We start from the raw sequence: 24,516 nt of genomic DNA, 5'->3' as shown, positions 1-24,516 counted from the left end.
CCACTAATTAAGTTAGGCGGCTAATATCCGTTCCAGCTTGTGCAACCTTTCAGGCAGAAGCTATGCGGCGTTCAATGGCATTGTAGTATCGATCGCCCAGTTCTGTGATCGTAACCTCAATTAACGGCTCCTTGTCGGTAGTAAAAACCCGCAAAGACGATTCGGTACTACGAACCAAGCCGATTTTCTGCCACTTACCGGCCAAATTCTCCTGCAAGTAGGATGTCCAAGCAGCCTCATTTTCAGGACTTATCGACACTAAAATACAATTTCCCATTTCGCCAAACAGCAATTCATCCCAACGCTGAGACTGCGACGAATTTGGGGAAAGGTGGATTTTGGCACCAAGTTTACCAGAAATGCAGCATTCAGCCAGGGCGATCGCGATTCCTCCCTCCGCACAATCGTGAGCAGAGCGTACCCAACCGCTGCCAATGCCATCCCGACAAGCTTTTTGCACTCGTCTTTCCAACTCAAAATCTATAACTGGTGGCTTACCCGCGATCGTACCGTGAACAGTAGCCAAATATTCCGAACCGCCCAAAGTCGGCGAAGTTTGCACCTGAGAATTTTCGGATACATTCCCAATTCCCAGCAGATAAATGAAATCTCCCTCTTTTTGCCAAGCTTGGCCGCAAATCTTCGTCAAATCTGGAATCAACCCCACCATTCCGATGACCGGAGTCGGATAAATTGGTACAGGATTCCCCACAGCATCAACCGTTTCATTGTAAAGAGAAACATTACCGCCAGTAACAGGAGTTCCCAACTCGCGACAAGCATCAGCAATTCCCCGACAAGCTGACGCTAACTGCCAATATCCGACAGGCTTTTCAGGACTGCCAAAATTGAGATTATCCGTAACAGCCAAAGGTTCAGCACCAACACAACTCAAATTTCTCGCCGCTTCTGCAACTACCGCTTTTGCACCTTCGTAGGGGTCAAGATAAACATAGCGAGAATTGCAGTCAACCGTTGCAGCAACTCCGGGAATAACCTTTACGTGTCCTTCCGAATCCAGAGGTGCAGCAACTTCGACAATCTTTCTACCTTGTCCCTTTGAAAATAAGGGAATAGCTGCATCTGCTTCTAAAATTTCCTGAGCTTCGGAGACAGCATCCACCTTTGAGGAATTATCGTTAACAATGGAAGTTTCTAGAGGACGCAACCTGACAACCGCAGCATCACCGCCTCCGGGTAACAGCACAGTATTATTTTGAACTTGATGGTCGTATTGGCGATAAACCCAGCGTTTAGAAGCGATGGTGGGAGTATCTAACAGCGTCAGTAAAATCTGATTCCAAGTTTGGAACTCACCCTTAACTTCAATCCCAAGAGCGGTGCATTCCGGCAACAAATCCGCCGTCCATTCCCAGGCTTTTCTAGCATATTCTGGCGCTTCTGTCAACAGTTCGCGGTGATAAATTGGCGTGTTGTCTGCCAAAGCAGTCGCGGTAATTTCGGCCGCGATTTCGCCTTTAAAGAGAATTCGGACGATCGGCTCTTCGATCACTGTCCCCGCGACTACGGCGTGCAATCCCCAGCGGTGAAAAATCTCGATTAATTCCTGTTCCCGTCCTTTTTGAGCTACAAACAACATCCGTTCTTGCGATTCCGAAAGCAGGTATTCGTAGGGAACCATGCCGCTTTCTCGCACCGGAACTTTGTCTAAATCAAATTCAATTCCGACGCCGCCTTTGGCTGCCATTTCTGATGTCGAGCAAGTAATTCCGGCTGCACCCATGTCTTGGGCGGCGACGACTGCGCCGGTTTTGAATGCTTCTAAACAAGCTTCAATTAAGGATTTTTCTAAAAACGGATCTCCTACTTGAACGGCGGGGCGATCGTCCATTGATTTGTCGGTCAATTCTGCACTGGCAAAACTCGCTCCTCCCATGCCATCTCTGCCCGTAGTGGAACCGACGTAAAGCACGGGATTCCCGATTCCCGATGCGCCGGATTTAACTATTTCTTGAGTTTCCATTAAACCCAAGGCCATGACATTAACTAAGGGGTTGCCGGAATAGGCTTCATCGAAGTAAACTTCTCCGCCAACTGTGGGTACGCCGATGCAGTTTCCGTAATGACTGATTCCCGATACTACGCCTTTGAATAATCTCTGAGTTTTGCTATCATCTAAGTTGCCGAAACGTAGGGAGTTTAAAAGTGCGATCGGGCGAGCACCCATTGTGAAGATATCGCGAAGAATGCCACCTACTCCTGTTGCTGCGCCTTGGAATGGTTCGACTGCAGACGGGTGGTTGTGAGATTCTATTTTGAAGGCAAGTTGCAAACCGTCTCCCAAGTCTACGACACCGGCATTTTCTCCAGGCCCGACCAGAATGCGAGATCCCTCTGTGGGAAACTGTTTTAATAGCGGTCGCGAATTTTTGTAGCAGCAGTGTTCGCTCCACATCACGCCGAACATTCCCAATTCAGCTTTGTTGGGATGGCGGCCGAGGCGCTGAACAATTTCTTCGTATTCTTCGGGTTTGAGTCTTTCGGCGGCAATTTGTTCGGGAGAAAATGGGAGGTTTGGCATAATAATTGCGATCGTTTTGTAGATTTTACATCCCAATTAGGGATTCTTTAAATCAGAACTTAGGCATCAAGATCGAAAAAACCGGTTTTTTGATTTAATCTGCAGGTGGGAAGGCATTTTTTCGGTAAAAAACCCGGTTTACGATCGCCCGTGAGTCCAAGACTGCTAATGCTTATTTTTAGGAGGGGGAGTTTTTTGTTGATAAAAGCATTCAGATTTTAAGTTTTAGCATAGATTGAGGAGGCTGCATTTTTGTCAACTTAATCTCAAAGATCCTACCAGTTTCTTGTGACTCCGATTAGCTCGCAACGGACGCGATCGATTATACAGGAAAATTGAAAATTCACCAAATATCCGATAATGATTGACATATATCTTGTTTTCTGCTATGACAACCCCGCCCAACGGTTAAGATGTTCTTAATTCCTCAAACCCTAGTCGAAGATTCCCTCTTCCCTCTTCCTTCGTGTCCTTCGCGTCTTCGCGGTTCGTACCTCTTCCTTATGACTCAAAATCTGAATTTTGCCAACCAAAACTTACGCAACCGTTCATTTAAAGGGCTTGACTTGTCTGGGGCGAACTTCAGCGGTAGCGACATTCGAGGCTGCAATTTCACCGGAGCGATTTTGAGGGGGGCAAATTTTCAGGGTGTCAGAACCGGACAAAGCCGCCTGCGGGTACAAAAGTTGATTGCTAGGGCTGGTGTAACTGCGGTGACAGTGACGGCGGCGGGGGCTGTCATGGGAATGATTGGCGGGGCGGATGCGGGGGCTGTGGCGGTGGCCGGGACGGCTGCGACGGCGATTGCTGCGACTCGTGGCGAGGCGGGAATTGTGGCTGGGGCTGTGGCTGGGGCTGCTGCTGCGATCGGGGCTAGCGGTATTGTGACATTTTGGGGCGGGGATACTTTGAGGGGAATTGGTTTGTTTTTGGTTTCGGGGGTGATTTTGGGGTTAACTGCGATCGGCTTTTTTATTGCTGTTGAACAGATAGAACAATTGTCGGTAACGTCGTTTAGAAAAGCTGATTTGACTGGTGCTATATTCGATGCGGGGGCGGTTCTTGATGCTGATTTTTCCGATGCGCGAGGTTTGCCGTGGTAGACTGCAAAATTACAGATTTTTTACCCATTCTCGGAATTCTCGCACTGCTGCGGTTGCGCCTGCTGTTTGAGTGCGATCGATAAATTCGTCAACTTTTGCAGTCGGTAGCATCGGGAAAGCCCTGGAAAAATTGCACTCGGTATATTCGCCATTTTGCAATTGATAAAACTTGACGCTTCGTCCGTCATACAGCCAAATTTCTGGTACGCCTAAATCTGCATATAAATCGAATTGATTTAAGGAACTGCTGGTAATATCAATTTCCAGTGCTAAATCGGGCGCAGGATCTCGCGCAAAGTCTAATTCGGTTCTGCCTCTGACCAGTGCTTCGTTCTGAATATAATAGCATGAATCTGGTTCTTTTCCGGCTGCTTTTTTGCGTTTCTTAATAGTCATCGAACCAAAGGGGTTGTACTCCAGATTTAGTTCTTCTATGAGAGTTACAATTAACCGATCGATCAGCCTGTTGCGATTTTCATGTTCCGGTAGTGGCACCATAATTTCTAATTGACCTTGATGATAAGCAATTCTGGTGGAACGTTTGTTACCTAGTTCTGCTAGCAGGCTTTCATATAACTTCCAACTGATATTTGGCAGTAAAACTCGCTGTTCGGGGGGCGTTGATATTGTTAGCATTTTACTTGGGTTTTAGAGCTTTAGTGTATTTTAGTTTATCTTTTTTTTTGCGAACCGCATAAAAAGTATCTGCCGACCGCTACGGTGATGCGCTACTCTAGTTAATAGTAGACTGTGGTCATTAGTCCTTGTTGTTATGAAGCTGCGATCGTTCTTTTCTTTCCTCATTGCTGGCGTTTTAGCACTCTTAGGCTTGGGTGCAGGCGGTTTTTACTGGCTGTCAACTCAAACTCCCCTAAATTTGCTCGCGGGCGGGCCGACAACTACTCCGGCTGCGGCTGTGTTTGTCTCGAAAGAAGTACCTTTGTTGGTTTCAATGCTGGTAAATCCCGATCGCCTCGAAGCATTGCGACAAGTTTTTGTCACTCCCAAAGAAAGAAGCCTCGCACACGCAGAATTCGAGCAAATCAAAAAAAGCCTCCTCGCCAATACTGACTTGGATTACAGTCGCGATATCCAACCTTGGATCGGTGACGAAATTACCCTCGCCCTCACAAATCCCGATTTCGACGATCGCGATCGCAGCAAGGGCGAACAAACCGGTTTTTTGCTGGCTGTTTCTTCCCAAAATGCCGATCGCAGCCAACAATTTCTTAAATCCTACTGGCAAAAACAATCTCGTGCGGATAAAACAGTGCAGTCGGAACTATATAAAGGTGTCCAACTAAATTACAAAAAATTACCTACAGCCAAGCAAAAAACCGCTCCAATTTTGCCTTTCAACCCGCTTTCTCTGCCGAATTCAACTTTACCATCAAGTTTCGCGACGGCGGCAATCCGCGGTCGTTCGGCTTCTGGAAACAACCTAAATTTTGTTTTATTTTCCCACAGTCCGAATATACTTCGAGATGCAATTAACAACTTGGAAGCAGCCAACCTAAATCTCAGTAATAGTCCTAACTATCAAAAAGCTTTCCAACAGTTAAATCAAGGTAGAATAGCTTTAGCATTTGTCAATCTACCGGAGCCAGCAACCGAGCAAAATCTCCCAGTTTCCCCTAATTCCCTCGCAGTTGCTGTCGGAGTCAACCAACGGGGATTGCTGGCTCAAACTGCTTTAGTGACATCGCGAGAAAACACGGCTTCTCCCACACTCTCCGAACCGGTGCTGGCTTTGCAATATATTCCCTCAGCCAGTCCTTTTGCCGTCGCCAGCACCGACTTAAGGAATTTTTGGACTGATTTGTCATCGGCGGTGTCAGCTAACGCAGAAGTCTCAAAATTAGTCGATCGCACCCTGGGAGATATTCAGCAAGTTTGGGGTGTCAATTTGCCGCAGGATATATTTGAGTGGGTACAAGGAGAATACGCTTTAGCAGTGGTTCCGAGTTCGTCAAATAGTGCGGATTGGGTTTTTGTCACCGAAACATCTGCCGATGCCCTTCAGGCGATCGAAAAACTCGATGAAATTGCCCGCAGCAAAGAATACAGCATCGGCAGCTTCACTCTCAGAAACCAGAAAATTACCGCTTGGACGCAGTTGACAACTAGCTCGAATCATGGTAAGGAAAATAATAGGCAAAGTGCGATCGTAACTGAGGCAAAAGGAGTGCGAGCCACTGTCGGTAAATACGAAATTTTTACCACTTCAGTAGAAGCAATGGACGCAGCACTAAAAGCAGCCGAAACAGGTTCTTTGGTGGCTAATCAAGACTTTCAAATCAGCATCGAAGCGCTACCACCAGCTAACGACGGCTATTTTTATTTAGACTGGCCTTCGATCAGATCAATTTGGGAAAAACAAATCCCGCTGTTGAGGTTAATTGAACTTTCGGCGAGACCGTTATTTGACCATTTGCGATCGATCACCGTCACCAGTACGGGAGAAATCGCAGGAATTCGCGAAGCTACAATATTTATGCGGCTAAATTAGTCAGTTGGCAGTTGGCAGTTGGCAGTTGGCAGTTGTTAGTTGGCAGTTGTTAGTTGGCAGTTGGCAGTAGTTAACCGTTAACAGTCAACAGTCAACAATTCCCAATTCCCAATGCCCTGTTTGGCCAATGCCCAATTCCCAATTCCCAAGAACTAATGACTAATAACTAATGACTAAGGACTAATAACTACTGACTCCTTCACTTTTTTCGGTTGCCCAAAATAAGCTTGAAATACATCTTTGGCGATCGGGGCCGCTGCAACAGAACCAAAACCTCCATTTTCCACAACCACGGCGATCGCAATTTCTGGCTTTTCAGCAGGCCCGAATGCCACATACAGCGAGTGATCCTTCTGTCCGATGACCTCCGAAGTCCCTGTTTTGCCCGCCGTCAGCGGAATCGAACCGTCATTGAGTGCCTGTCCCGTACCCTCGGAAACCACCGCGATCAATCCTTCCTTAACAACCTGAACTGTCGAAGGTTTGAGCCCGATCTTTACCCGTTGAGTCTCTGGAGTGCCAGTCATAGATGTCAAAAGATGGGGCTTGACTCGATAGCCGCCGTTAGCGATCGAACTCACCATTACCGCCGCCTCCAAAGGAGTCACCAACACCAACCCCTGACCGATCGACATCGTTACCGTATCGCCCTCATACCAGGGTTCTTTATAGATTTTCTCCTTATCCTCGGGTGTCGGAATTTGACCGTGACTGCCGCCGCTTAGCCCCAAAAGATTCAAATCCGTATCCTTGCCAATTCCCAAGCGGTGTCCCCACTTAGAAATTTCCTCGGGCCCGGTACTCATCCCCACTTGGTAAAAAAACGTATTGCTGCTGAAAGCCAAAGCCTCCCGAAAGCCGATGTAGCCGTAACCCCCGCTGTGTTCGTTAAAATTAATTCCCCCCACCGTAATGTAAGACGAAGTACCCAAAATAGAGTCTGGGGAAAACTTGCCTGACTCGATACCGGCGACAGAAGTCACAATTTTAAAAGTGCTGCCAGGGGGGTAGCCCTGCATCGCCCGATTCAAAAATGGATCTTCCTGGTCTTGAAGAGTTGCCCAGTCATCCTTACTGATTTTTCGCGTAAACAGATTGGGGTCAAAAGTCGGGTGGCTGGCGAGAACTAATACCGCGCCGGTTTTGACATCCACGGCGACGACTGCTCCCCGGCGGTTTCCTAGGGCTGTTTCCGCTGCTTTTTGCATGGACAAGTCGATCGTTAGCTGCACCGCCTCGCCCGGTTTTGGGGGTGTTTCTCCCATCAGCCGCAATTCTTGATTTTGGGCATTTACCTCGATCAGCCGATCGCCCCAAACTCCCGCAATTTGCTTGTTAGAACTCGCTTCTATGCCCATCTGACCGACAATCATCCCCATCGGATATTCCGGGTGAGCTTTCAAATCTACTTCGGTAGCTTCGCCAATATATCCGAGAACGTGAGCCGCCAAACTGCCTTCGGGATAGTAACGGTTTGCTTCTGGACGCACTTCCACTCCGCGTATTTGTCCTACCTGTTCTGCTAGCGGCACAAAAATTTCTGGCGGCATCGCTTGCTTGATCCGCACCGGTCTGTAGGATAAAGGATCGACCTCTTTTATTTTTTGTAAAATTTCTTTGGCCGGGATTTTAACCAGCGGACTTAAATTTTCTGCTGTTACTTTCCACTGTTCCGGCGTTTGTTCTTTCGGCCACAAATAGACCGATCGAGCTAAATTGTTTCCCGCTAGCAGTTTGCCTTTGCGATCAACTATATGTCCGCGATTTGCCGGCATTGGCACTAGGCGAACGCGATTGTTTTCGGCTCGTTCCCGGTTTTGCTTCCCTTGTACCAGTTGCAATTCTACTAGCCGACTAGCGTGCAGGCTCAGCAAAGCGGTTGCCAGCAGCATTAATACGATCGCCCGGTGCATCGGACGCGACTGTTTCTTAGGAGTTTCCCCCAAAGTTTTGTCTGAAGAGCGAAATCCAGAGAGCGAAGAAATTTGTCGTTGCATCATTATTCTATAGGTAGATGTCAAATCCTAGATTTTAGATTCTTGATTGTCAATTGTGCAGTATACAGCATCAGACCTGGGCGATCGTCTTAGTTCTCAGTCATTAGTTCTTAGTTCTTAGTTCTTAGTTCTTGGGAATTGGCCAAACAGGCTAAACAGGGCATTGTTAACTGTTGACTGTTGACTGTTAACCGTTAACTACTGCCAACTACTGCCAACTGCTGCCAACTACTGCCAACTGCTGACTGCTGACTGCTGACTGCTGACTAATCGTCCAAGCACCAAGAAATAGCCAGCACAATTAAGATCAGGCTCAGCCAATTAGGGAAGTGCAGCCAGCCGAATATATCGACAGGTAACATTATTAAAAGCCATGTCAAGAGGGAACCGATCGTCAACAGCAAAGCCAGAATTATCATATCGATCATCTTGAGAGCGTATAATTTCGGATGTGAGCCGATCGCGTGTGGCAGAACTCGGAGTGGCACCATCGAGGGCGATCGCACGTGTCACGGTTCCGATGATAGTAATCACGAACAACAGCCAGAAGGTTTTTCACTCAATTAAACAAAAATTGTTCTTCCTCTCCAAGTTCCGATTCTGGGGACTCAGACGAGTAAATTCTGAGTTGTAATTTTAAGTTGTGACACAGGAGTATTGCCATGTGGTTCGATCGGCCAGTCCATTTCAAAAACAGTGCGCTCTTAGCTGCGATCGGCGCGATCGCCGCCCTACCAGTTTTAGCAGAAACAGCCAACTTCGGCACTTTAACTTTATCGCGAGGTTTTGACTCCCCAACAGCAATGTTGAGAGGTTCCACAGGCGGATCGTACTCTCTCTCTGCCATTGCCAACACCGATCGCCACAAAAACAAATGTTTGGGTTTTGCCACTCCTACTCCCGACCACATCATAGTCTTGCAGCAAAACTTTTCCAAACTCGCAATCCAAGTCAACAGCGGAGGGAAGGACACAACCTTAGTCGTACAAGGCCCCGGTAACAGCCTGCGCTGCGGAGACGATACAGGTCAAAATAAAGATGCCAGCATAGTTGATTCAGACTGGCAAGCAGGATCTTACAGAATTTGGGTCGGTACTCTCGAAGCCGGAGTCAAGTCTAACTATACAATCTCACTACAGGAATAGAACGCAGCCACGCTGTGGGATGGACACGCTAAAATATTCTACATCCTAAAATTTTTCTCCCGATCGGCCGATGGCTAATATCATGTCCGTTCGATTAGATTGGTTCGTAGCGCGGACTTAAGTCCGCTAGATTAGTTGCGGACTTAAGTCCGCGCTACGAACCGTTAGTGTTGTAACAATCGACCGAACACGATCTAACTTCCCCGATCGAGTAAAATTGTAAAATTGAAAGTGGCGTGTTTAACCAAAATTGGGAACTCCGAAAGTGCTTCATACCCTTAAAGCTGACTTCAGTATAATTTTCGACCGCGACCCAGCCGCTCGCAACTGGCTGGAAGTATTATTTTGTTACCCAGGTCTTCAGGCCCTAGTGCTGCACCGCCTCGCACACTGGCTTTATTTACTGGGACTTCCCCTAATCCCCCGCTTGATTTCTCACATTGCTCGGTTTTTGACAGGAATAGAAATTCACCCTGGTGCAACGATCGGCAAAAGCGTCTTCATCGACCACGGTATGGGGGTTGTCATCGGCGAAACAGCAATAATCGGCGATTTTGCCCTAATTTATCAAGGTGTCACCCTAGGAGGCACAGGCAAAGAAAGTGGCAAGCGTCACCCTACCGTCGGCGAAAACGTAGTTGTCGGTGCCGGGGCCAAGGTACTAGGAAACCTGCTAATTGGCAACAACGTTCGCATCGGCGCAGGTTCCGTAGTCCTGCGCGATGTACCCTCAGACTGCACCGTGGTAGGGATTCCCGGCCGCATCGTATATCGATCGGGAGTGCGCGTCAATCCCCTAGAACACGGCAGTTTGCCAGATTCCGAAGCTGTGGTAATTCGCTCTTTGCTCGATCGCATCGAATCCCTCGAACAGCAAGTAAAAAGTTTGATTCCTCAAGAATCTGTCTCCTTAAATTCTGTTCCCAATTCCCATTCAGCATTTCAAACTTCAAACAAAACCAGCAATGTAGCCCTAGCTGAAAAAACCGAAGTTGCCGCCGCTTGTCAGTTAAAAGATAAAGCAATTCAAGAATTTTTCGACGGCACCGGCATCTAAAAATTTAATTAGTCAGTAGTCATTAGTCAGTAGTCATTAGTCATTAGTCATTAGTCATTAGTCAGTAGTCATGAGTCATTAGGGAATTGTTAGCTGTTGACTGTTGACTGTTAACTGCCAACTGCCAACTGCCAACTGCCAACTGCCAACTGTTAACTGCCAACTGCCAACTGTTGACTGTTAACTGCCAACTGCCAACTGCCAACTGCCAACTGCCAACTGCCAACTGCCAACTGCCAACTGCCAACTGCCAACTGCCAACTGACTAATAACTTCTTTTTCACGGATTGACCGATCGCACAAACCAATTTCCATCCCCATCGCGCCCGTAAAGCGATCTGTTCTGCGGTTCTCCCCGCAACTCCAAAAAATCCACCGTTTCCGGTTCCAACAACAGCAAACAAAAATTCGGTAGCGGCTCGTGAGCATCTGGGGAAGCAGAATCAAAAGCACCAGCATCCGCCTTATCTTCCCCCGGTGCAGGCCAAGCAAATTGCGATCGAGCAGCCTCAGAAAGCTCCTGCCAAGCTGTACGGCGCGCTGTCAACAACTCGGAATCTGCATCGTCTTGCCGCACCAAAATCAGTTGTCCAGCAATCCGAAATTGTTCCCGAGTTTTAGGGAAATACCAGCAAATCTCCCCCCAAGGATAGAGGTCAATTTCTTCCGCCTTCTGACTGCGAATATCAGTAATAAACTTCAACTGATTAGTATCTCCTAAAAAGCCTCGAAACACCACAGTGCGGTTAGCCGGACGACCAGTGGCGCGAACGGTTGCTAATTGCAAGTAGCGAGCAAAAGCAAGACTGCGGTTGCGGTGGAGAGCTCGCGCTAAGGGCGATCGCCAAAGTGCTAAAGTCATAATTAATCTTCTATCATGTTAGTCAGTAGTCATCAGTCATGAGTCATTAGTCATTAGGGAATGGTTAGCTGTTGACTGTTGACTGTTGACTGTTGACTGCCAACTGCCAACTGACAACTAACAACTGACACTTCTTTCTGCTATTGGTAATTTTATGTCAAATGCACTCTCAAAAATCAAAACTATAGAAACTCCCCACAGCGGCTACCACTGGGACGGCAGTTCCCGGCGCTTTTTTGAAGGCTGGTACTACCGAATAACATTACCAATTCACGGACAATCCTTTGCCTTCATGTATTCCATCGAAGACCCCAGAGGTGGTCAACCATACAGCGGCGGTGCTGCCCAAATTCTCGGCCCCAAAGATAGCTATTTGTGCCGCACCTTCCCCGATGTAAATAAGTTTTGGGCGCACCGAGAAAGCTTAGGTTTTGGACATTGGGGCAAAACAGATTTACAAATTAAACCCCAATATTTAGAGCCGCAAGTATTCGACAGCAGCGTCGAAGAAGGCTATCAAGCTACTGCTACTTTGAATCAAGGTTATCTGCACGATCCGGGAAGTGGCGGTCACTGTTTTTGGCAGTACGAAATCAAACCTATTTACGGCTGGGGAAACTACGAGGAGCTCCAGAAATCCACGGCGGGAATGCTATCTTTTCTGCCCATATTTGAGCCTGGATGGCAAATTTTAATGGCTCACGGTTTAGCCACGGGCTGGATAGATTGGAACGGCGAACGCTACGAATTTAAAGACGCTCCCGCTTATAGCGAAAAAAACTGGGGCGGTGCTTTTCCGCAAAAGTGGTTTTGGATTAATTGCAATTGTTTTCAAGGCGAAAGCGATTTAGCTGTAACTGCTGGCGGCGGCAAGCGGGGCGTGCTGTGGTGGATGGAATCGGTGGCAATGATTTGTCTGCATTACCGAGGCAAGTTTTACGAATTTGTGCCTTGGAATTCGCAAGTTAGTTGGACTATTCAACCTTGGGGAAGCTGGAAAATGCAGGCTAGAAATAGTCAGTTTGAAGTTGAGTTAATTGGCACTACAAACAGTCCTGGTACTTATCTGCGAGCTCCTACAGAAAAAGGCCTGGCTTTTTGCTGCCGGGATACGACGCACGGTGATTTGCGGTTGCAACTGCGAGAGTTGTTGGGGGGAAATGTCGATCGCAATGGCAAGCAGCGTTATAAAATTATTTTAGAGGCTCAAAGTTCTTTGTCTGGTTTGGAAGTTGGCGGCGGGCCTTGGGATGAAGTTTGGCGATCGAATTAAGTTAGTAGTCAGTAGTCATTAGTCAGTGGTCATTAGTCATTAGTCATTTTAGCCGCTCGCGAAGTCGAAGGCTAGTCATTAGTCAGTGGGCATTAGTCATTGGGCATTGGGCATTGGTGCTGTCCCCCCGATCTTTCCGTCCAACGTCAGCAGTCAGCAGTCAGTTAACATTAGTAAAACAGCCATGATAAAAATACTCGGTTTACAATTAGAAAAATTCTACCGAAACCAACAATTACAACCAACTCTCAAAAGAATTTTGGGACTAATTTTATGTTTGGGTGCAATCTTAATACCTGCGACAATTGCCAATGCTGGTGATTTGTCTCGCCAACCTGTCACCGAAATTAATGTTAGCTTGGGTAACGAAGCTGGAGAACTCAAATTCTTTCCCAATCAGCTAGAATTTGAATCTGGTAAGCGCTATAAATTAGTGCTGAAAAATCCCAGTCCGCAGAAACATTATTTCACTTCCAAAAATTTTGCAGATGCGAGTTGGACTCAAAAAGTTGAAGCTGGTAACGTGGAAGTTAAAGGCAGTATTCACGAACTGGAACTTAAACCAGGGGCGGTGGCAGAATGGTTGTTTGTGCCGGTGAAATCGGGAAGTTACAACCTTCGCTGTACCGTAGCGGGACATACTGAGGCGGGGATGGTTGGCAAAATTGCGATCGCCTCTTAATCCCCCTATCCCATAGTTGAGACGAGCAGAGAATTTAATCGCAGACTGCATTGAATTATCTGCGTCTATAGTGGTTCTCAAAAAAGTGAGGTATGCCTTATGCCCGGTTTGGCCTATGCCCGGTTTGGCCTATCCCAGATAGTAGCTCATATGAGATCGCAGAAAGGCTATATCTGTGTCTATCCGCTGGAAATCGGCAGTTAACAGATCGAATATTTATGCCGATCGAGTTTAGCTTCAGCGGATATCGTATTGCTTGAAGATTAATTAGCCACAAAAAGTCGAACTTTCGGGCTTCTACAGACTTTTAAGTCGATTCTAGCGGAGCCATTGTCAGTCCAGCACGGCTCAATTGCATATGATAAAGTTCTGCTTGTTCTTGCGGGCCAACCCAGACGGTGGCCTGGCCTTCGTTGTGGATTTGGTTGGCGAGATCCCAAGCTCGATCGCTCGTCATCCCTGGAATGTATTTCGTCAAACATTCCACTACGTGCTGAAATGTATTGAAATCGTCGTTGAGGACTATTACCCGATAGTTAGGATAAGGCTTGCGGGTAACTTGACTCGATCGAACGGGTGCTATGGTTGGTGAAGAGGTCATCGCGCGAACAGCCACTGAAACTACAAAATTCGTAAAATAGTTACCTCTTCAACTATATCACAATTTATGAACTTTAAAACCGCCCCTTGCAAATAAATCGACTTTGGCGATTTATTTGCAAGGGCGATTTTTCGATTTGAGATTTGAGGACAAAGAAACCGGGTTTTCAGGAAATTGAGGGTTTCTACCCACGATTTTGGTTGAAAAACCCGGTTTCCGATCGATCGTTAGATGCAGTACAGCTTATCCAACTACAGTTAACTCTCGATCGACCCCAGAAGTGTTGGTGTCAGAGTATGCTTGCAACAGAAGTTGCTTTAAATCTTCAATCAGCCGATAGCGGGGGTTTGCTCCGGTGCATTGATCGTCAAAAGCGCGATCGGCCATTTCCTCAACACGAGCAAAAAAGAAATCATCACTCATTCCCTGACTGGCGATCGCCTCCTGAATAGTGCTAGGAATATCTACCTGACGCTTCAAATCTTCCACCGCTGCGATCAAGTTCTCAACTTTCTCATCTAGTGTCTCCCCGCCCAAATTCAGATAATCCGCAATTCGCGCATAACGCCACTTGCTGTTAGGATACTTATTCTGAGAAAAAATCGCTTGTTTGAACAGAACATCCGTTGCATTGTACCCAATTACATGGGAAATCATCAGCGCATTCGCTAAACCGTGAGGGACGTGACAAGTTGCACCTAATTGGTGAGCCATTGAGTGACAAACCCCCAGAAAAGCGTTCGCAAATGCCATCCGGGCGATCGTAGCAGCATACCGACTAAAAAAGAAGTACCCCAAAGCTCACTGCCTTAATTAACAAGAGTTGACGACTATTATCAACATTTAAAAGAAACTCGTTCTTTATTGCCAGAATCTGTACGTTATTTGGTAGCTGACGGTTATTATTACCGCGCTAAGTTCTGGGATGCTGTCAGAAATTCTCATTTAAATTTGATTAGCACATTACGGTCTGAAATCAACTTGAATTACCTCTATACAGGTGAAACAAATAAACGGAGAACTCCTCGCAAATATGATGAAAAAGTAGACTATAAAAAGTTAAGAAATTTAACTTTCATCAAAGAAGTTAAGCCGGGGTTAAGCTTTATTCATGAGTAGTATGGAGTGTTTGTTTAAAATGTAAAATACGTTTAGCTTGCCTTGGAGAAGTTCAACCTAACGGTAAAACCAAAAATATTTTATTGTTTAGCACTGAGTTCGATCTGACAGGTGAGCAAATACTTGAGTATGATCAGGCTCGTTTTCAAATTGAGTTTATTTTTCATGATACCAAACAATTTACTGGTTTATCCTCTGGTCAATGTCGTAGTGGTCAACGCCTTAATTTTCATTTTAATGCCAGTCTAATTGCTTTAAATTTAGCCAAATATGAAGCTGATAATCGTCATTTGTCTCCCGAGTAATTCGTATTTTCAATGACCTCTTATAAACGGTAGCAATTCAACAGACATATACTTTACACCTTTATTGATAAGTTAGATTTAGACCCGAATTTAATTTTAAATCACCCTAACCTTCCATCAGTCCTATCCTATGGTACTCTCGCTGCTTAAAAACTGTCCGAAGTATTGGTATTATGCAGGTAAATTCAATGAATCACAGCACTGCGAGCGATCCGGCTCACGATATTTGGAAAGAACAGCGTCACGAACTCGATCGAATTTTTCGGCCTCGCTCCGTGGCTGTTATCGGCGCAACAGAGAGAAAAGGAAGTGTCGGACGCACTCTCCTGTGGAATTTGATTAGCAATCCCTTTGGCGGAACAGTTTTTCCGGTGAATCCCCAGCGCCACAGCGTCCTAGGGCTCAAGTCTTATCCTGACATTGCTAGCGTCCCGGAAAGAGTGGATTTGGCGGTGATTGCTACGCCTGCGACTGTTGTACCGCAAGCAATCCGCGAATGTATCGCTGCTGGGGTGAAAGGGGCAGTGATTGTTTCTGCTGGTTTTAAAGAAATTGGCCCGGCAGGCGTTGCGCTAGAACAGGAAATTATGGCCGCAGCGCGTCTGGGCGGAATGCGGATTATCGGCCCCAATTGTCTCGGCGTGATGAATCCTGTTCTCGGGCTCAATGCTACTTTTGCAGGTACGATCGCCCGTCCGGGTAATGTAGCCTTCATCAGTCAAAGTGGCGCCCTCTGTACTTCGATTCTCGATTGGAGTTTGGGAGAAAATGTCGGTTTTAGCACCTTTGTGTCGATCAGCTCTATGCTCGATGTCGGTTGGGGCGATCTGATCGAGTATTTTGGGGACGACCCCACACCAAAAGTATTGTTTTATACATGGAATGGATGGGTGATGCTCGATCGTTCTTGTCCGCCGCCCGCCCAGTGCCGATCGACAAACCGATCATCATTCTCAAGGTGGGACGTACCGCCGCCGCCGCTTCCCATACGGGAGCTTTGACCGGCAGCGATGACGTGCTCAACGCTGCTTTCCGCCGCTGTGGCGCGTTGCGGGTACATACGATTTCCGATCTGTTTGACATGGCAGAAATTCTGGCAAAGCAACCCCGACCCCAGGGGAACCGCCTATCGATCGTTACCAATGCAGGAGGCCCAGGGGCGATCGCCACTGATGCCTTAATTAGCGGCGGCGGTGCCCTCGCAGAGCTTGCACCGGAGACGCTGCAACAGCTTGATGAGTTTTTACCCCCTCAGTGGAGCCATCAAAACCCGATCGATATTTTGGGCGATGCTAGTAGCGATCGCTACGCCAAAACTATAGAAGTTGTCGCTTCCGATCCCAATAGTGACGGATTGTTGGTCATCCTCACACCCCAAGCGATGACAAATCCCACCAAAACCGCAGAAGAATTAAAGTCCTACAGCAAACTCGGAAAGCCCTTATTAACAAGCTGGATGGGCGGTGCAGAAGTTTTAGCAGCAACGGAAATTCTCAATCAGGCCAAAATTCCGACTTTCCCCTATCCCGATACGGCCGTCAGGTTATTCAATTATATGTGGCGGTACAGCTACAACCTGCGCGCTATCTACGAAACGCCTTCTCTGGCGGCTGATTCGGATCTCTGGAGTCCCGATCGACCGACGATCGCTAAAATTTTGACTTCTGCACGCACAAGCGATCGCGCTCTGTTAACAGAGTACGAATCAAAGCAGTTACTCTCTGCTTATGGGATTCCCACCATCGCCACATCCATAGCCACCAGCGATCGCGAAGCTGTGGAAATTGCCGATCGTCTCGGTTATCCTGTGGTGCTAAAACTCCATTCTGAGACGATTACTCACAAAACCGATGTGGGGGGCGTACAACTAAATTTAGGCGATGCTAAGGCTGTAATTAGTGCCTTTGAGGCGATCGCCCAGCGGGTACGGGCGATCGATCCTGCAGCGTTTCTCGGCGTTACTGTGCAGCCGATGGTGCGTTTGGAAGGCTACGAACTAATTTTGGGTAGCAGTATCGACCCCCAATTTGGGCCAGTCATGCTGTTTGGTTCCGGCGGACAATTAGTGGAAGTCTTTCAGGATCGATCGCTAGCACTGCCACCTTTAAATACCACCCTAGCGCGGCGGATGATGGAGCAAACGCGCATCTACAAAGCTTTACAAGGAGTGCGCGGGCGATCGGCAATTGACCTAGAAAAACTCGAACAGTTATTAGTTCGTTTCAGTCAACTGATTGTCGAGCAACCTCAGATTGCCGAGATAGATATTAATCCGCTGCTGGTTTCTCCAGAAGGTGCGATCGCCCTCGATGCCCGCGTTGTGCTCCAGACCACAGAAAACACCGTTTCACCTGCGATTCGCCCCTATCCGGTGCAATACGTTCAACAATGGTCAACAGATAGTTCCATTACCATCCGTCCGATTCGCCCGGAAGATGAGCCGCTGATGGTGCTGTTTCATCAAGAGCTTTCCGAAGAGAGCGTGTATTTGCGCTACGCTCATATGGTAAATTTAAAGCACCGCATCGCTCACGAACGTTTGACCCGGAGTTGTTTTATTGACTACGATCGAGAAATGCTGTTAGTAGCCGATCGCAAAGACCCCGAAACCTCAGAACACCAGATTTTGGGAGTAGCACGTCTCAGCAATCTGCACGGCAAAAACGCAGCCGAATTTGCCCTGATCGTCCGCGATAGCTATCAGGAGCGGGGTTTGGGAACAGAATTATTGAGGCTGCTGCTGCAAATTGGTCGCGAAGAGAAATTAAATGCGATCGTCGGCTATATTCTCACTAGCAACTACAAGATGCAGAGCCTCTGTGAAAAAATAGGATTTGAACTGAAACCAGAGCGAGGTGAAGGAATGTTGAAAGCTGTTTTTGTCTACTAGCTCATCCAGTCTTACGCGCGCACTCTATTCGATCTCAAACAAGATGGAGGAGTGCGATCGCTTAATTCGTAATTCGCGATCGGACAAACTGATTATAATTGTGAATTACTTTTTGGTAGTGTAGTGATTAGACCTCTTGCAAAAATAACTAGGACGGGTTCTCCGGCTCCTTCCATAATAAAAAATGTTGATCGTGGAAAAAGCCGGAAAGCCTGTTCCACAATTTGATTAAAAGCACTTTTGCAAGAGGTATATTTATAATTTATGTTAATTTACTTGCTCATACCTGTATGAAAAAAACTATCGCGATCATTTCACTGCTATTAAATGTCATTCTCTTAACAGGGATTTTAGAATTTACGATAAAGAAGGGGTATTTAGGTAGATTTTTAGTCGTGTTTAATGCAAATGCCATCGGATTATCGACAGATACCCTAAGTTCTAGTTCTTGGTGGCTAGATGAAGTTGATTATCAACTATATCTGACTAAAAATACTCAAATTAATGCTTGCATTTGGGGCGATTCTATCACCTCTGAGCTGGGAAATACAATGGGTCAAGATACTTTTAATTTTGCCTTGCCCGGAATGTCAACAATTTCTCTGATCGAACAACTAAAACTATTAACTGCTGCTAACGTTAAATGTAATACATCAATTATTGCGATCGGTACTAATGATGCGGGTTATCGGATAAATGATCCACAATTTGTTAACAATATGCAGGAAATTATCCGCACTGTCAGAACAAAAATGAACACCAAAAAAGTAGTGTTAATCCCTGCTTTTTACTCAACGATTGAAGCCAGCCATGATATCACACTAGCGGGTTCTTTGGAAAGAGTGAAAAGCATTCAAGCCTTGACTCGTCAAGTGGCAGCGACAGATAACTTATTGATAGTAGAAAAAGAAATTCAGCCCCTGTACGAAGGGACAGTATTGAAAGATAAGGTCACAACAGATGGCGTTCACCTTGACTCAGAAGGCAGACAGATTTATCGAAGAGCCTTATTAAAAATACTGAAGGGGGGATAACCAATACGGTTCACTTAAGTCAACGTAGGGTGCGTCGCCAAAAACAACTCTCGCCCTGGAACGCCAGATTAAACGAGCGATGCACCCTAAAAAAAACTTATAAATGAGAATTAAATAACTTCCAAATTTGATTGTTGTGGGATGGGCCAGAAGAAAAATGGAAATTATTTAATTCACAATCCTTATAGAACCCATTTGAAATCTTTGAGTTTTTGGGTTGGGTGACGAGAAATATAGAGAGAAACTGGTTTCTGAGATTTACGCAAGGGGCGAGAAACCGGGTATTCTTGGAGTTTTTGGTTGGGTGACGAGAAATATAGAGCTCAACCCGGTTTCTGAGATTTACGCAGAATAGATATCAAATGGGTTCTCTAACTTAAGTAAACCGTATTGGGGTATAAGTACGATCAACTTAAGGTTCTTTGAATTCCTCCAGTAGAATACGGGTTATCCGTAAACAGTCCCAGGATTTTAGATTTCCTGTACGATAGCAACTGCCTTGGTAATACCATCTTCACCTTGGATGTGCGCCGCCAATCTGGCGGCGCGTTGACGCATTGTTTGATCTGTAATAGCTTGTTGAATCGCTTGTATAAGTCGTTCAACTCAACAGCCTAAAGTTTTGCTAAAGCTCGATCGATATGCACTCTCATTTTTTCTGCCAAGAGAGGGACATTGGGTTCTTGAAGGATACTTAGATGATCTCCAGGGATATCATATATATCTAATCCTTCAAGCAACAGTTCCTTCCAGTTTTCCAAAGTGCTAAAGTGACTTTCCTCCTTCGCCCGGAACAAAACTGCCCTGCCTGGGTAAGGCTGTGGCTTGTAACTATTGAAAGCGTACTGCCGAAACTCTAATAGAGGATCTACGCGATTATTATTAACATTATTAATGTTAATATCAGGAGTCGATTTAGTCTTCGATTTTCGTATTTTTTGGAACAAATATGAAATCCCTTGTTGGCGCAGCTTTTTGATATGAAAAGCCAGCTTCTGACTCAATGACAGTTGGTTTTTTCCTGGAATTGCACTATCCAAAAGGGCCAGTAAAGCTACTTCTTCACCCTGTAAATGAAGTTGATGTGCCATTTCAAAAGCTACTAAGCCACCTAAGGACTCACCCGCTAGGAGGTAAGGGCCTTTAGGCTGATGTTTTTGTATTTCTTTGAGGTAGCGAGTGGCCAGATATGGAATACTCACTGAAGGCGTTGGTGATTGGTCAAGTTTATTCCTTTGGAACATATTGACTTCCTCTTTGACATAGACTCCATAACAGGTTTGGTCTTTGCCCAGGTGTCTTGATAAATTATAGTAAAGGAATATGCCGTAAATAAAGAATAAAGGCAGTTTGGAACTACCTTTCTGAATCGTGACTAAAGCCTGCGAAGAAGACGAGAATCTTTGTTTACGAAGGGTGTTAGCCAACTGCTGAATCGTTTGCGATTGGAAAAGGATAGGTAAAGGTAGCTCTTTATTGTAGGTTTTCTCTATTTCACGAATTAGGGATATCGCTAATAGGGAATGTCCTCCCATCTCGAAGAAATTATCTGTCGTACTGATGGGTGAAATATTCAATACTTCTTCCCAAATATTGACGAGTTGAACTTCCAAATCATCCTTGGGCTTGGCAATTTCTTCTGGCTTTTCTGGCTTTTCTTGAGTTGTAGGGGCGGGCAAATCTAGAGCCTTTTGAGTGGCGGGTATGATTGCTGCTTCGCGAGATTGTTCAGGTACAGGTAGAGCTTTACGATCTACCTTACCATTCGGTGTTAGAGGTAGAGCTTCCAAGAAAACGAAGATAGATGGCACCATATATTCTGGTACATACTCCTTGAGCAGACTTCGCAGTTCTTGGATGCTTGGGTTCTGATTATTGAGAGCGACAATATAAGCCACTAGACGCTTGTCGCCAGGAAAATCTTCCCTGACGATGACCACTGCCTGCTGCACGTTAGAATGTTTGACCAAAACAGACTCGATTTCACCGAGTTCGATCCGAAAACCGCGAATTTTGACTTGAAAATCTAGGCGACCTAAACACTCAATATTTCCATCTGGCAAATAACGTGCTAAGTCCCCTGTCTTATATATTCGTTCGGTTTCTCGAAAGGGATTAGGAATAAATCTCTCAGTGGTTAAATCGTCACGTTGCAAATAGCCTCGCGCTAATCCTGAACCACCAATATGTAATTCCCCAGCCACCCCAACGGGAACTGGTTGCAGGAGAGAATCTAAGATGTAGATATCGGTGTTAGCGATCGGCTTACCAATTAAAATTCGCTGTTCGGCGTCTTTGACTTGATAAACCGTTGACCAAACTGTTGTTTCCGTCGGCCCGTACATATTCCAAAGTTCCGTACCTTTGGTTAACAATTGGGCAGCCAATTCTTTGGGCATGGCTTCCCCACCGGAGAGCATTTTCAGCGGGAACTGACTTTCCCAACCCGATTCTATCAATAATCGCCAAGTCACTGGAGTCGCTTGCAGGATCGTAATGCCTAATTGGACGATCGTCCTTAATAACTTTCTGCCATCCATAGCAGCTTCCCGACTCAGGATCACAACCTGCGCTCCCACAGTCAGAGGTAAGAACAGTTCTAAGACTGCAATATCAAAAGAAAGTGTTGTGACAGACAGCAAAATATCCGTCGCACCGATCCCCGGTTGCTCGCGCATCGACTTTAAAAAATTGACTGCCCCACGGTGGAGAACTTGTACGCCTTTGGGCTTACCCGTAGAACCAGATGTGTAAATGACATAAGCCATATTTTCTGGGGTAACGCTGGCGATCGGCATTTCCTGACTCTCTTGGGCAATCAGTGGCCAATCCGTATCCAAACAGATGACCAATGCTTTTTTGGCTTCTTTGGCAGGCAGGCTATTCACAAGCTGCTGTTGTGTTAACAATACTTTGGCTTGGGAATTCTCGATCATGTATTCCACGCGATCGGGAGGGTAGTTGGGGTCTATGGGAACATAGGCTCCGCCCGCCTTCAGCACACCTAATAATCCCACAAGCATTTCGAGAGAGCGATCGACACAAATGCCCACTAAATCATCCGGCTTCACCCCTCTTTGTTGCAAATAGTGGGCCAGTTGATTAGAGCGTTGATGTAGTTCTTTGTACGTCAATGTTTGACCTTCAAAGGAAACCGCAATTTTCTCTGGCGTTACTTCTGCTTGTTGAGCTATTAACTGGTGCAGGCATAGCTCTTGCGACTCATCTTTTTGAGTCTGATTCCATTCCACAAGCAACAGATTTTTCTCTTGTTCTGGCAACAGCGGCAAGGCAGAAATCGATTGTTCTGGATGAGCCACAATCCCAGCCAACAAAATCTGGAAATGCTCGTTCATTCGTTCAATAGTTTCTGCATCAAACAAATCCGTGCTGTAGTACCAACTCCCCTCCAATCCTGCGCTGGTTGGTTTTAAGAATAAAGTTAAGTCAAACTTTCCTTCGTTGTTTTCAATCACCCACGGACTGGCTGTTAATCTTGACAGATCGATCCTTTGGAATGGAATATTTTCCTCAAAGACAAAGGTCACTTGAAACAGAGGGGAATAGCTTAAGTCGGGCTGGGGACAAAATTGATCGACCAATAAGCAATAGGGCACATCTTGATAGGCTTGCCCTAACAAAACAACTTTCCGCACTCGTCCCAGAAACTCTGGGAACGTGGGATTACCCGACATATCTGTACGAAGGGGGACGGCATTGAAAAAATTTTCTGCATTCACACGGCTCACAAAGGGGGAGCCAACAATCACGTCTTCCGTACCTGTATAGCGATAGAGCAAGATCTTAAACGCGGCTAACAGGGTTGTTGATAGGGCGACGCCTTCCTGGCCGCCCAATTGGCTGAGGGCTGTCGTGATTTCCCCAGAAATGCCAAAAGACAGAGAAGCTCCCTGGAGGGATTGCTCTGGGGGACGTGGCCGATCAGTGGGTAGGGGTAATAAAGGGGTGGCTCCCGCAAGTTGTTTTTGCCAATAGGCTAAGGAGTCTTGAAGGGGGAGCTTTCGTAGCTCTGACATCAGAGTTGTATAGGATGTTTCGTAAATAGCCCGATCGATAGATTGCAATTTGGGATCGTAATACAAGATTAATCTCAGAATACCCAAGGCTGCAACCCATTTTTTAGCTGCTATATATTTCAGGATTTCGTAAGGCAATCGATTGCCAAAAAGATTAATCCAGTGGTGTTTGCCCTGCTCATAGGCAACTATATATTCTTCTTTTTCTGTTCGTTGAACGTAACTCCATTGCTGATAATGATCTCGGATTGCATGGATCAGAAAGTAGGTCGATTTACTGGATATGTTATTGCCAGTGTAGCGATATTGAGAAACGACTTGACCGTGGAAATAGATAGGAAAATTACGGGCAATTCGCAGACATAAATTGTAATCTTCGGTCGCTAATACACTTGGATCAAATGCACCGATAGACTCAATGGCGACACTATCGAGGGCAGCACGGCGAAACATAATACAACCGCATTGAACCCTATGCCGGATAGCCAAAAGGGTTTCATAATTAGCAACTTCAGGCTGGTTCTCATATTTCTCTTCTACTTTGTATGAGCCATCGGGTTGAATGGAATAGAAGAAATAACGACCAAATACCAAGCCCATCTCTGGCATGGCGTTGAGATGCTTGACTCCAATCTCAATCGCTTCAGGCAAAAGGCAGTCATCACTATCCAGGAACAGAAGATACTCTCCCGTACTAATCTGCAGACCAGTATTGCGTGCAGTAGCATGGCCTCGGTTGTTTTGATAGAAGTATGTTACTTTCGGGTAGCGATCGCAAATTTCTTTCGTTTCATCAGTAGAACCATCATCTACGACAATAATCTCAAATACGGGTAGAGTCTGCCCAAGTATACTCTCAATTGCTTCCGGTAAAAATTGGGCGCTGTTGTAGGATGGAATCACTACTGATACGTTTTTTGTCATTTTTTATACTCCAAAAGGTTGTGTTAAATATTTCGGCACCCAATATTAAAAATATATCTCTCCAGACGTCTATCTGTCCACACATCTATCTATCCAAAACTCTATCTATCACAACAACATTGCTCTAACAAGGGGAAACGTCCCGACTTTGCGAGGAAAGGATAGTATAACTCTCCTTTCCTCCCTACAAATGGGTTTAGAAATCTTCACAAATTAGATCCCGTGTGAGGCAGTGGAAGTTCCAAAACTACCATCCCTATTCTTGCATCCACTTATTAAGTAGGTTGGCGATATTAAACTTCCCAATAGAAAAATATGTAAATAAGGCTAAAGAGTGTTGCTAGATGTGTACTTCAATGCTTTATAGTCGTTTATATATTTACGTTTTACAGCGCCGACCTACTTAAGCGAACCTATTAAGCTAGTAGTGAGAACT

At 46.0% G+C, this 24,516-nt stretch carries 18 protein-coding genes and 2 pseudogenes; 10 read left to right on the top strand and 10 right to left on the bottom strand.

Going from position 1 to position 24,516, the window contains the following annotated elements; translation table 11 throughout:
* Positions 1-49 precede the first annotated feature (49 nt).
* Entirely contained in the window at positions 50-2,542 is a 2,493-nt protein-coding gene (gene purL, locus QUA01_RS10155; protein ID WP_333092567.1) for a phosphoribosylformylglycinamidine synthase subunit PurL, read from the bottom strand.
* Positions 2,543-3,045: 503 nt separating this feature from the next.
* On the opposite strand from purL, the gene QUA01_RS10150 reads away from it, so the two are divergent.
* Complete coding sequence (locus QUA01_RS10150) at positions 3,046-3,645, top strand: pentapeptide repeat-containing protein (protein WP_333092568.1); 600 nt, start codon at positions 3,046-3,048, stop codon at positions 3,643-3,645.
* A 9-nt stretch (positions 3,646-3,654) separates the two neighbouring features.
* Here QUA01_RS10150 and QUA01_RS10145 read toward each other — a convergent pair whose 3' ends face one another.
* Positions 3,655-4,281: a Uma2 family endonuclease gene (locus tag QUA01_RS10145; RefSeq protein WP_333092569.1), complete on the bottom strand. Its 627-nt coding sequence runs from the start codon at positions 4,279-4,281 to the stop codon at positions 3,655-3,657.
* Positions 4,282-4,417: 136 nt separating this feature from the next.
* On the opposite strand from QUA01_RS10145, the gene QUA01_RS10140 reads away from it, so the two are divergent.
* Positions 4,418-6,154: a DUF3352 domain-containing protein gene (locus QUA01_RS10140; RefSeq protein ID WP_333092570.1), complete on the top strand. Its 1,737-nt coding sequence runs from the start codon at positions 4,418-4,420 to the stop codon at positions 6,152-6,154.
* A 173-nt stretch (positions 6,155-6,327) separates the two neighbouring features.
* Here QUA01_RS10140 and mrdA read toward each other — a convergent pair whose 3' ends face one another.
* From mrdA to QUA01_RS10125, 3 genes are all read right to left on the bottom strand, one after another.
* Complete coding sequence (gene mrdA / locus QUA01_RS10135; RefSeq protein WP_333092571.1) at positions 6,328-8,154, bottom strand: penicillin-binding protein 2; 1,827 nt, start codon at positions 8,152-8,154, stop codon at positions 6,328-6,330.
* Between the two features lie 263 nt (positions 8,155-8,417).
* Positions 8,418-8,642, bottom strand: a complete 225-nt coding sequence (locus tag QUA01_RS10130) for a hypothetical protein (RefSeq protein ID WP_333092572.1) — start codon at positions 8,640-8,642, stop codon at positions 8,418-8,420.
* A 68-nt stretch (positions 8,643-8,710) separates the two neighbouring features.
* Entirely contained in the window at positions 8,711-9,043 is a 333-nt protein-coding gene (locus QUA01_RS10125) for a hypothetical protein (protein ID WP_333092573.1), read from the bottom strand.
* Between QUA01_RS10125 and QUA01_RS10120 the strand changes: the two genes are divergently transcribed.
* Both QUA01_RS10120 and cysE read left to right on the top strand, forming a co-directional pair.
* Positions 9,030-9,296, top strand: a complete 267-nt coding sequence (locus tag QUA01_RS10120) for a hypothetical protein (protein ID WP_228042690.1) — start codon at positions 9,030-9,032, stop codon at positions 9,294-9,296. The genes QUA01_RS10125 and QUA01_RS10120 overlap by 14 nt on opposite strands.
* Before the next feature lie 265 nt (positions 9,297-9,561).
* Positions 9,562-10,353, top strand: a complete 792-nt coding sequence (gene cysE / locus QUA01_RS10115) for a serine O-acetyltransferase (protein WP_194012588.1) — start codon at positions 9,562-9,564, stop codon at positions 10,351-10,353.
* Positions 10,354-10,414: 61 nt separating this feature from the next.
* Here the strand turns inward: cysE and QUA01_RS10110 are convergent, their stop codons facing one another.
* Both QUA01_RS10110 and QUA01_RS10105 read right to left on the bottom strand, forming a co-directional pair.
* Entirely contained in the window at positions 10,415-10,600 is a 186-nt protein-coding gene (locus QUA01_RS10110) for a hypothetical protein (protein WP_333092574.1), read from the bottom strand.
* A 33-nt stretch (positions 10,601-10,633) separates the two neighbouring features.
* A complete protein-coding gene (locus tag QUA01_RS10105; RefSeq protein ID WP_333092575.1) occupies positions 10,634-11,215 on the bottom strand; it encodes an Npun_F5749 family FMN-dependent PPOX-type flavoprotein in 582 nt (193 codons plus the stop codon).
* A gap of 154 nt (positions 11,216-11,369) precedes the next feature.
* On the opposite strand from QUA01_RS10105, the gene QUA01_RS10100 reads away from it, so the two are divergent.
* Both QUA01_RS10100 and QUA01_RS10095 read left to right on the top strand, forming a co-directional pair.
* On the top strand, positions 11,370-12,488 hold the full coding sequence (locus tag QUA01_RS10100) for a tocopherol cyclase family protein (protein WP_333092576.1): 1,119 nt from the start codon (positions 11,370-11,372) through the stop codon (positions 12,486-12,488).
* A 184-nt stretch (positions 12,489-12,672) separates the two neighbouring features.
* On the top strand, positions 12,673-13,170 hold the full coding sequence (locus QUA01_RS10095; RefSeq protein ID WP_333092577.1) for a plastocyanin/azurin family copper-binding protein: 498 nt from the start codon (positions 12,673-12,675) through the stop codon (positions 13,168-13,170).
* Positions 13,171-13,477: 307 nt separating this feature from the next.
* Here QUA01_RS10095 and clpS read toward each other — a convergent pair whose 3' ends face one another.
* Both clpS and QUA01_RS10085 read right to left on the bottom strand, forming a co-directional pair.
* The gene (gene clpS / locus QUA01_RS10090) at positions 13,478-13,771 is read right to left on the bottom strand and encodes an ATP-dependent Clp protease adapter ClpS (RefSeq protein WP_194008643.1); all 294 of its coding nucleotides are present in this window, start codon (positions 13,769-13,771) and stop codon (positions 13,478-13,480) included.
* Positions 13,772-14,014: 243 nt separating this feature from the next.
* A pseudogene (locus tag QUA01_RS10085) lies at positions 14,015-14,545 on the bottom strand (bifunctional acetaldehyde-CoA/alcohol dehydrogenase); the annotation flags it as partial.
* A 428-nt stretch (positions 14,546-14,973) separates the two neighbouring features.
* Between QUA01_RS10085 and QUA01_RS10080 the strand changes: the two are divergent.
* From QUA01_RS10080 to QUA01_RS10070, 4 genes and pseudogenes are all read left to right on the top strand, one after another.
* A complete protein-coding gene (locus QUA01_RS10080; protein WP_333092578.1) occupies positions 14,974-15,195 on the top strand; it encodes a transposase in 222 nt (73 codons plus the stop codon).
* 173 nt (positions 15,196-15,368) lie between these two features.
* Positions 15,369-16,231: pseudogene (locus tag QUA01_RS27385) on the top strand (acetate--CoA ligase family protein); the annotation flags it as partial.
* 45 nt (positions 16,232-16,276) lie between these two features.
* Positions 16,277-18,085, top strand: a complete 1,809-nt coding sequence (locus tag QUA01_RS10075; protein WP_442921578.1) for a bifunctional acetate--CoA ligase family protein/GNAT family N-acetyltransferase — start codon at positions 16,277-16,279, stop codon at positions 18,083-18,085.
* Between the two features lie 290 nt (positions 18,086-18,375).
* Positions 18,376-19,119: an SGNH/GDSL hydrolase family protein gene (locus QUA01_RS10070; protein WP_333092579.1), complete on the top strand. Its 744-nt coding sequence runs from the start codon at positions 18,376-18,378 to the stop codon at positions 19,117-19,119.
* Positions 19,120-19,733: 614 nt separating this feature from the next.
* On the opposite strand, the gene QUA01_RS10065 is transcribed toward QUA01_RS10070, so the two are convergent.
* Positions 19,734-24,080, bottom strand: coding sequence for an amino acid adenylation domain-containing protein (locus tag QUA01_RS10065; RefSeq protein WP_333092580.1), 4,347 nt, complete (start codon positions 24,078-24,080; stop codon positions 19,734-19,736).
* Positions 24,081-24,516: the final 436 nt, after the last annotated feature.

Source organism: Microcoleus sp. S36a_B3 (genome assembly GCF_036700745.1).
Classification (GTDB): domain Bacteria; phylum Cyanobacteriota; class Cyanobacteriia; order Cyanobacteriales; family Microcoleaceae; genus Microcoleus.
The sequence above is the reverse complement of the archived record's forward strand: the minus strand, read 5'-3'. Positions and strand labels throughout refer to the sequence as shown.

What these genes read in the sequence shown, in the direction of transcription:
- QUA01_RS10150 (WP_333092568.1), top strand. Translation starts at nt 3,046, where the DNA reads ATGACTCAAAATCTGAATTTTGCCAACCAAAACTTACGCAACCGTTCA.
- QUA01_RS10065 (WP_333092580.1), bottom strand. Translation starts at nt 24,080, where the DNA reads ATGACAAAAAACGTATCAGTAGTGATTCCATCCTACAACAGCGCCCAA.
- QUA01_RS10105 (WP_333092575.1), bottom strand. Translation starts at nt 11,215, where the DNA reads ATGACTTTAGCACTTTGGCGATCGCCCTTAGCGCGAGCTCTCCACCGC.
- QUA01_RS10095 (WP_333092577.1), top strand. Translation starts at nt 12,673, where the DNA reads ATGATAAAAATACTCGGTTTACAATTAGAAAAATTCTACCGAAACCAA.
- clpS (WP_194008643.1), bottom strand. Translation starts at nt 13,771, where the DNA reads ATGACCTCTTCACCAACCATAGCACCCGTTCGATCGAGTCAAGTTACC.
- purL (WP_333092567.1), bottom strand. Translation starts at nt 2,542, where the DNA reads ATGCCAAACCTCCCATTTTCTCCCGAACAAATTGCCGCCGAAAGACTC.
- QUA01_RS10100 (WP_333092576.1), top strand. Translation starts at nt 11,370, where the DNA reads ATGTCAAATGCACTCTCAAAAATCAAAACTATAGAAACTCCCCACAGC.
- QUA01_RS10070 (WP_333092579.1), top strand. Translation starts at nt 18,376, where the DNA reads ATGAAAAAAACTATCGCGATCATTTCACTGCTATTAAATGTCATTCTC.
- mrdA (WP_333092571.1), bottom strand. Translation starts at nt 8,154, where the DNA reads ATGATGCAACGACAAATTTCTTCGCTCTCTGGATTTCGCTCTTCAGAC.
- QUA01_RS10145 (WP_333092569.1), bottom strand. Translation starts at nt 4,281, where the DNA reads ATGCTAACAATATCAACGCCCCCCGAACAGCGAGTTTTACTGCCAAAT.
- QUA01_RS10075 (WP_442921578.1), top strand. Translation starts at nt 16,277, where the DNA reads ATGGCAGAAATTCTGGCAAAGCAACCCCGACCCCAGGGGAACCGCCTA.
- QUA01_RS10130 (WP_333092572.1), bottom strand. Translation starts at nt 8,642, where the DNA reads ATGGTGCCACTCCGAGTTCTGCCACACGCGATCGGCTCACATCCGAAA.
- QUA01_RS10140 (WP_333092570.1), top strand. Translation starts at nt 4,418, where the DNA reads ATGAAGCTGCGATCGTTCTTTTCTTTCCTCATTGCTGGCGTTTTAGCA.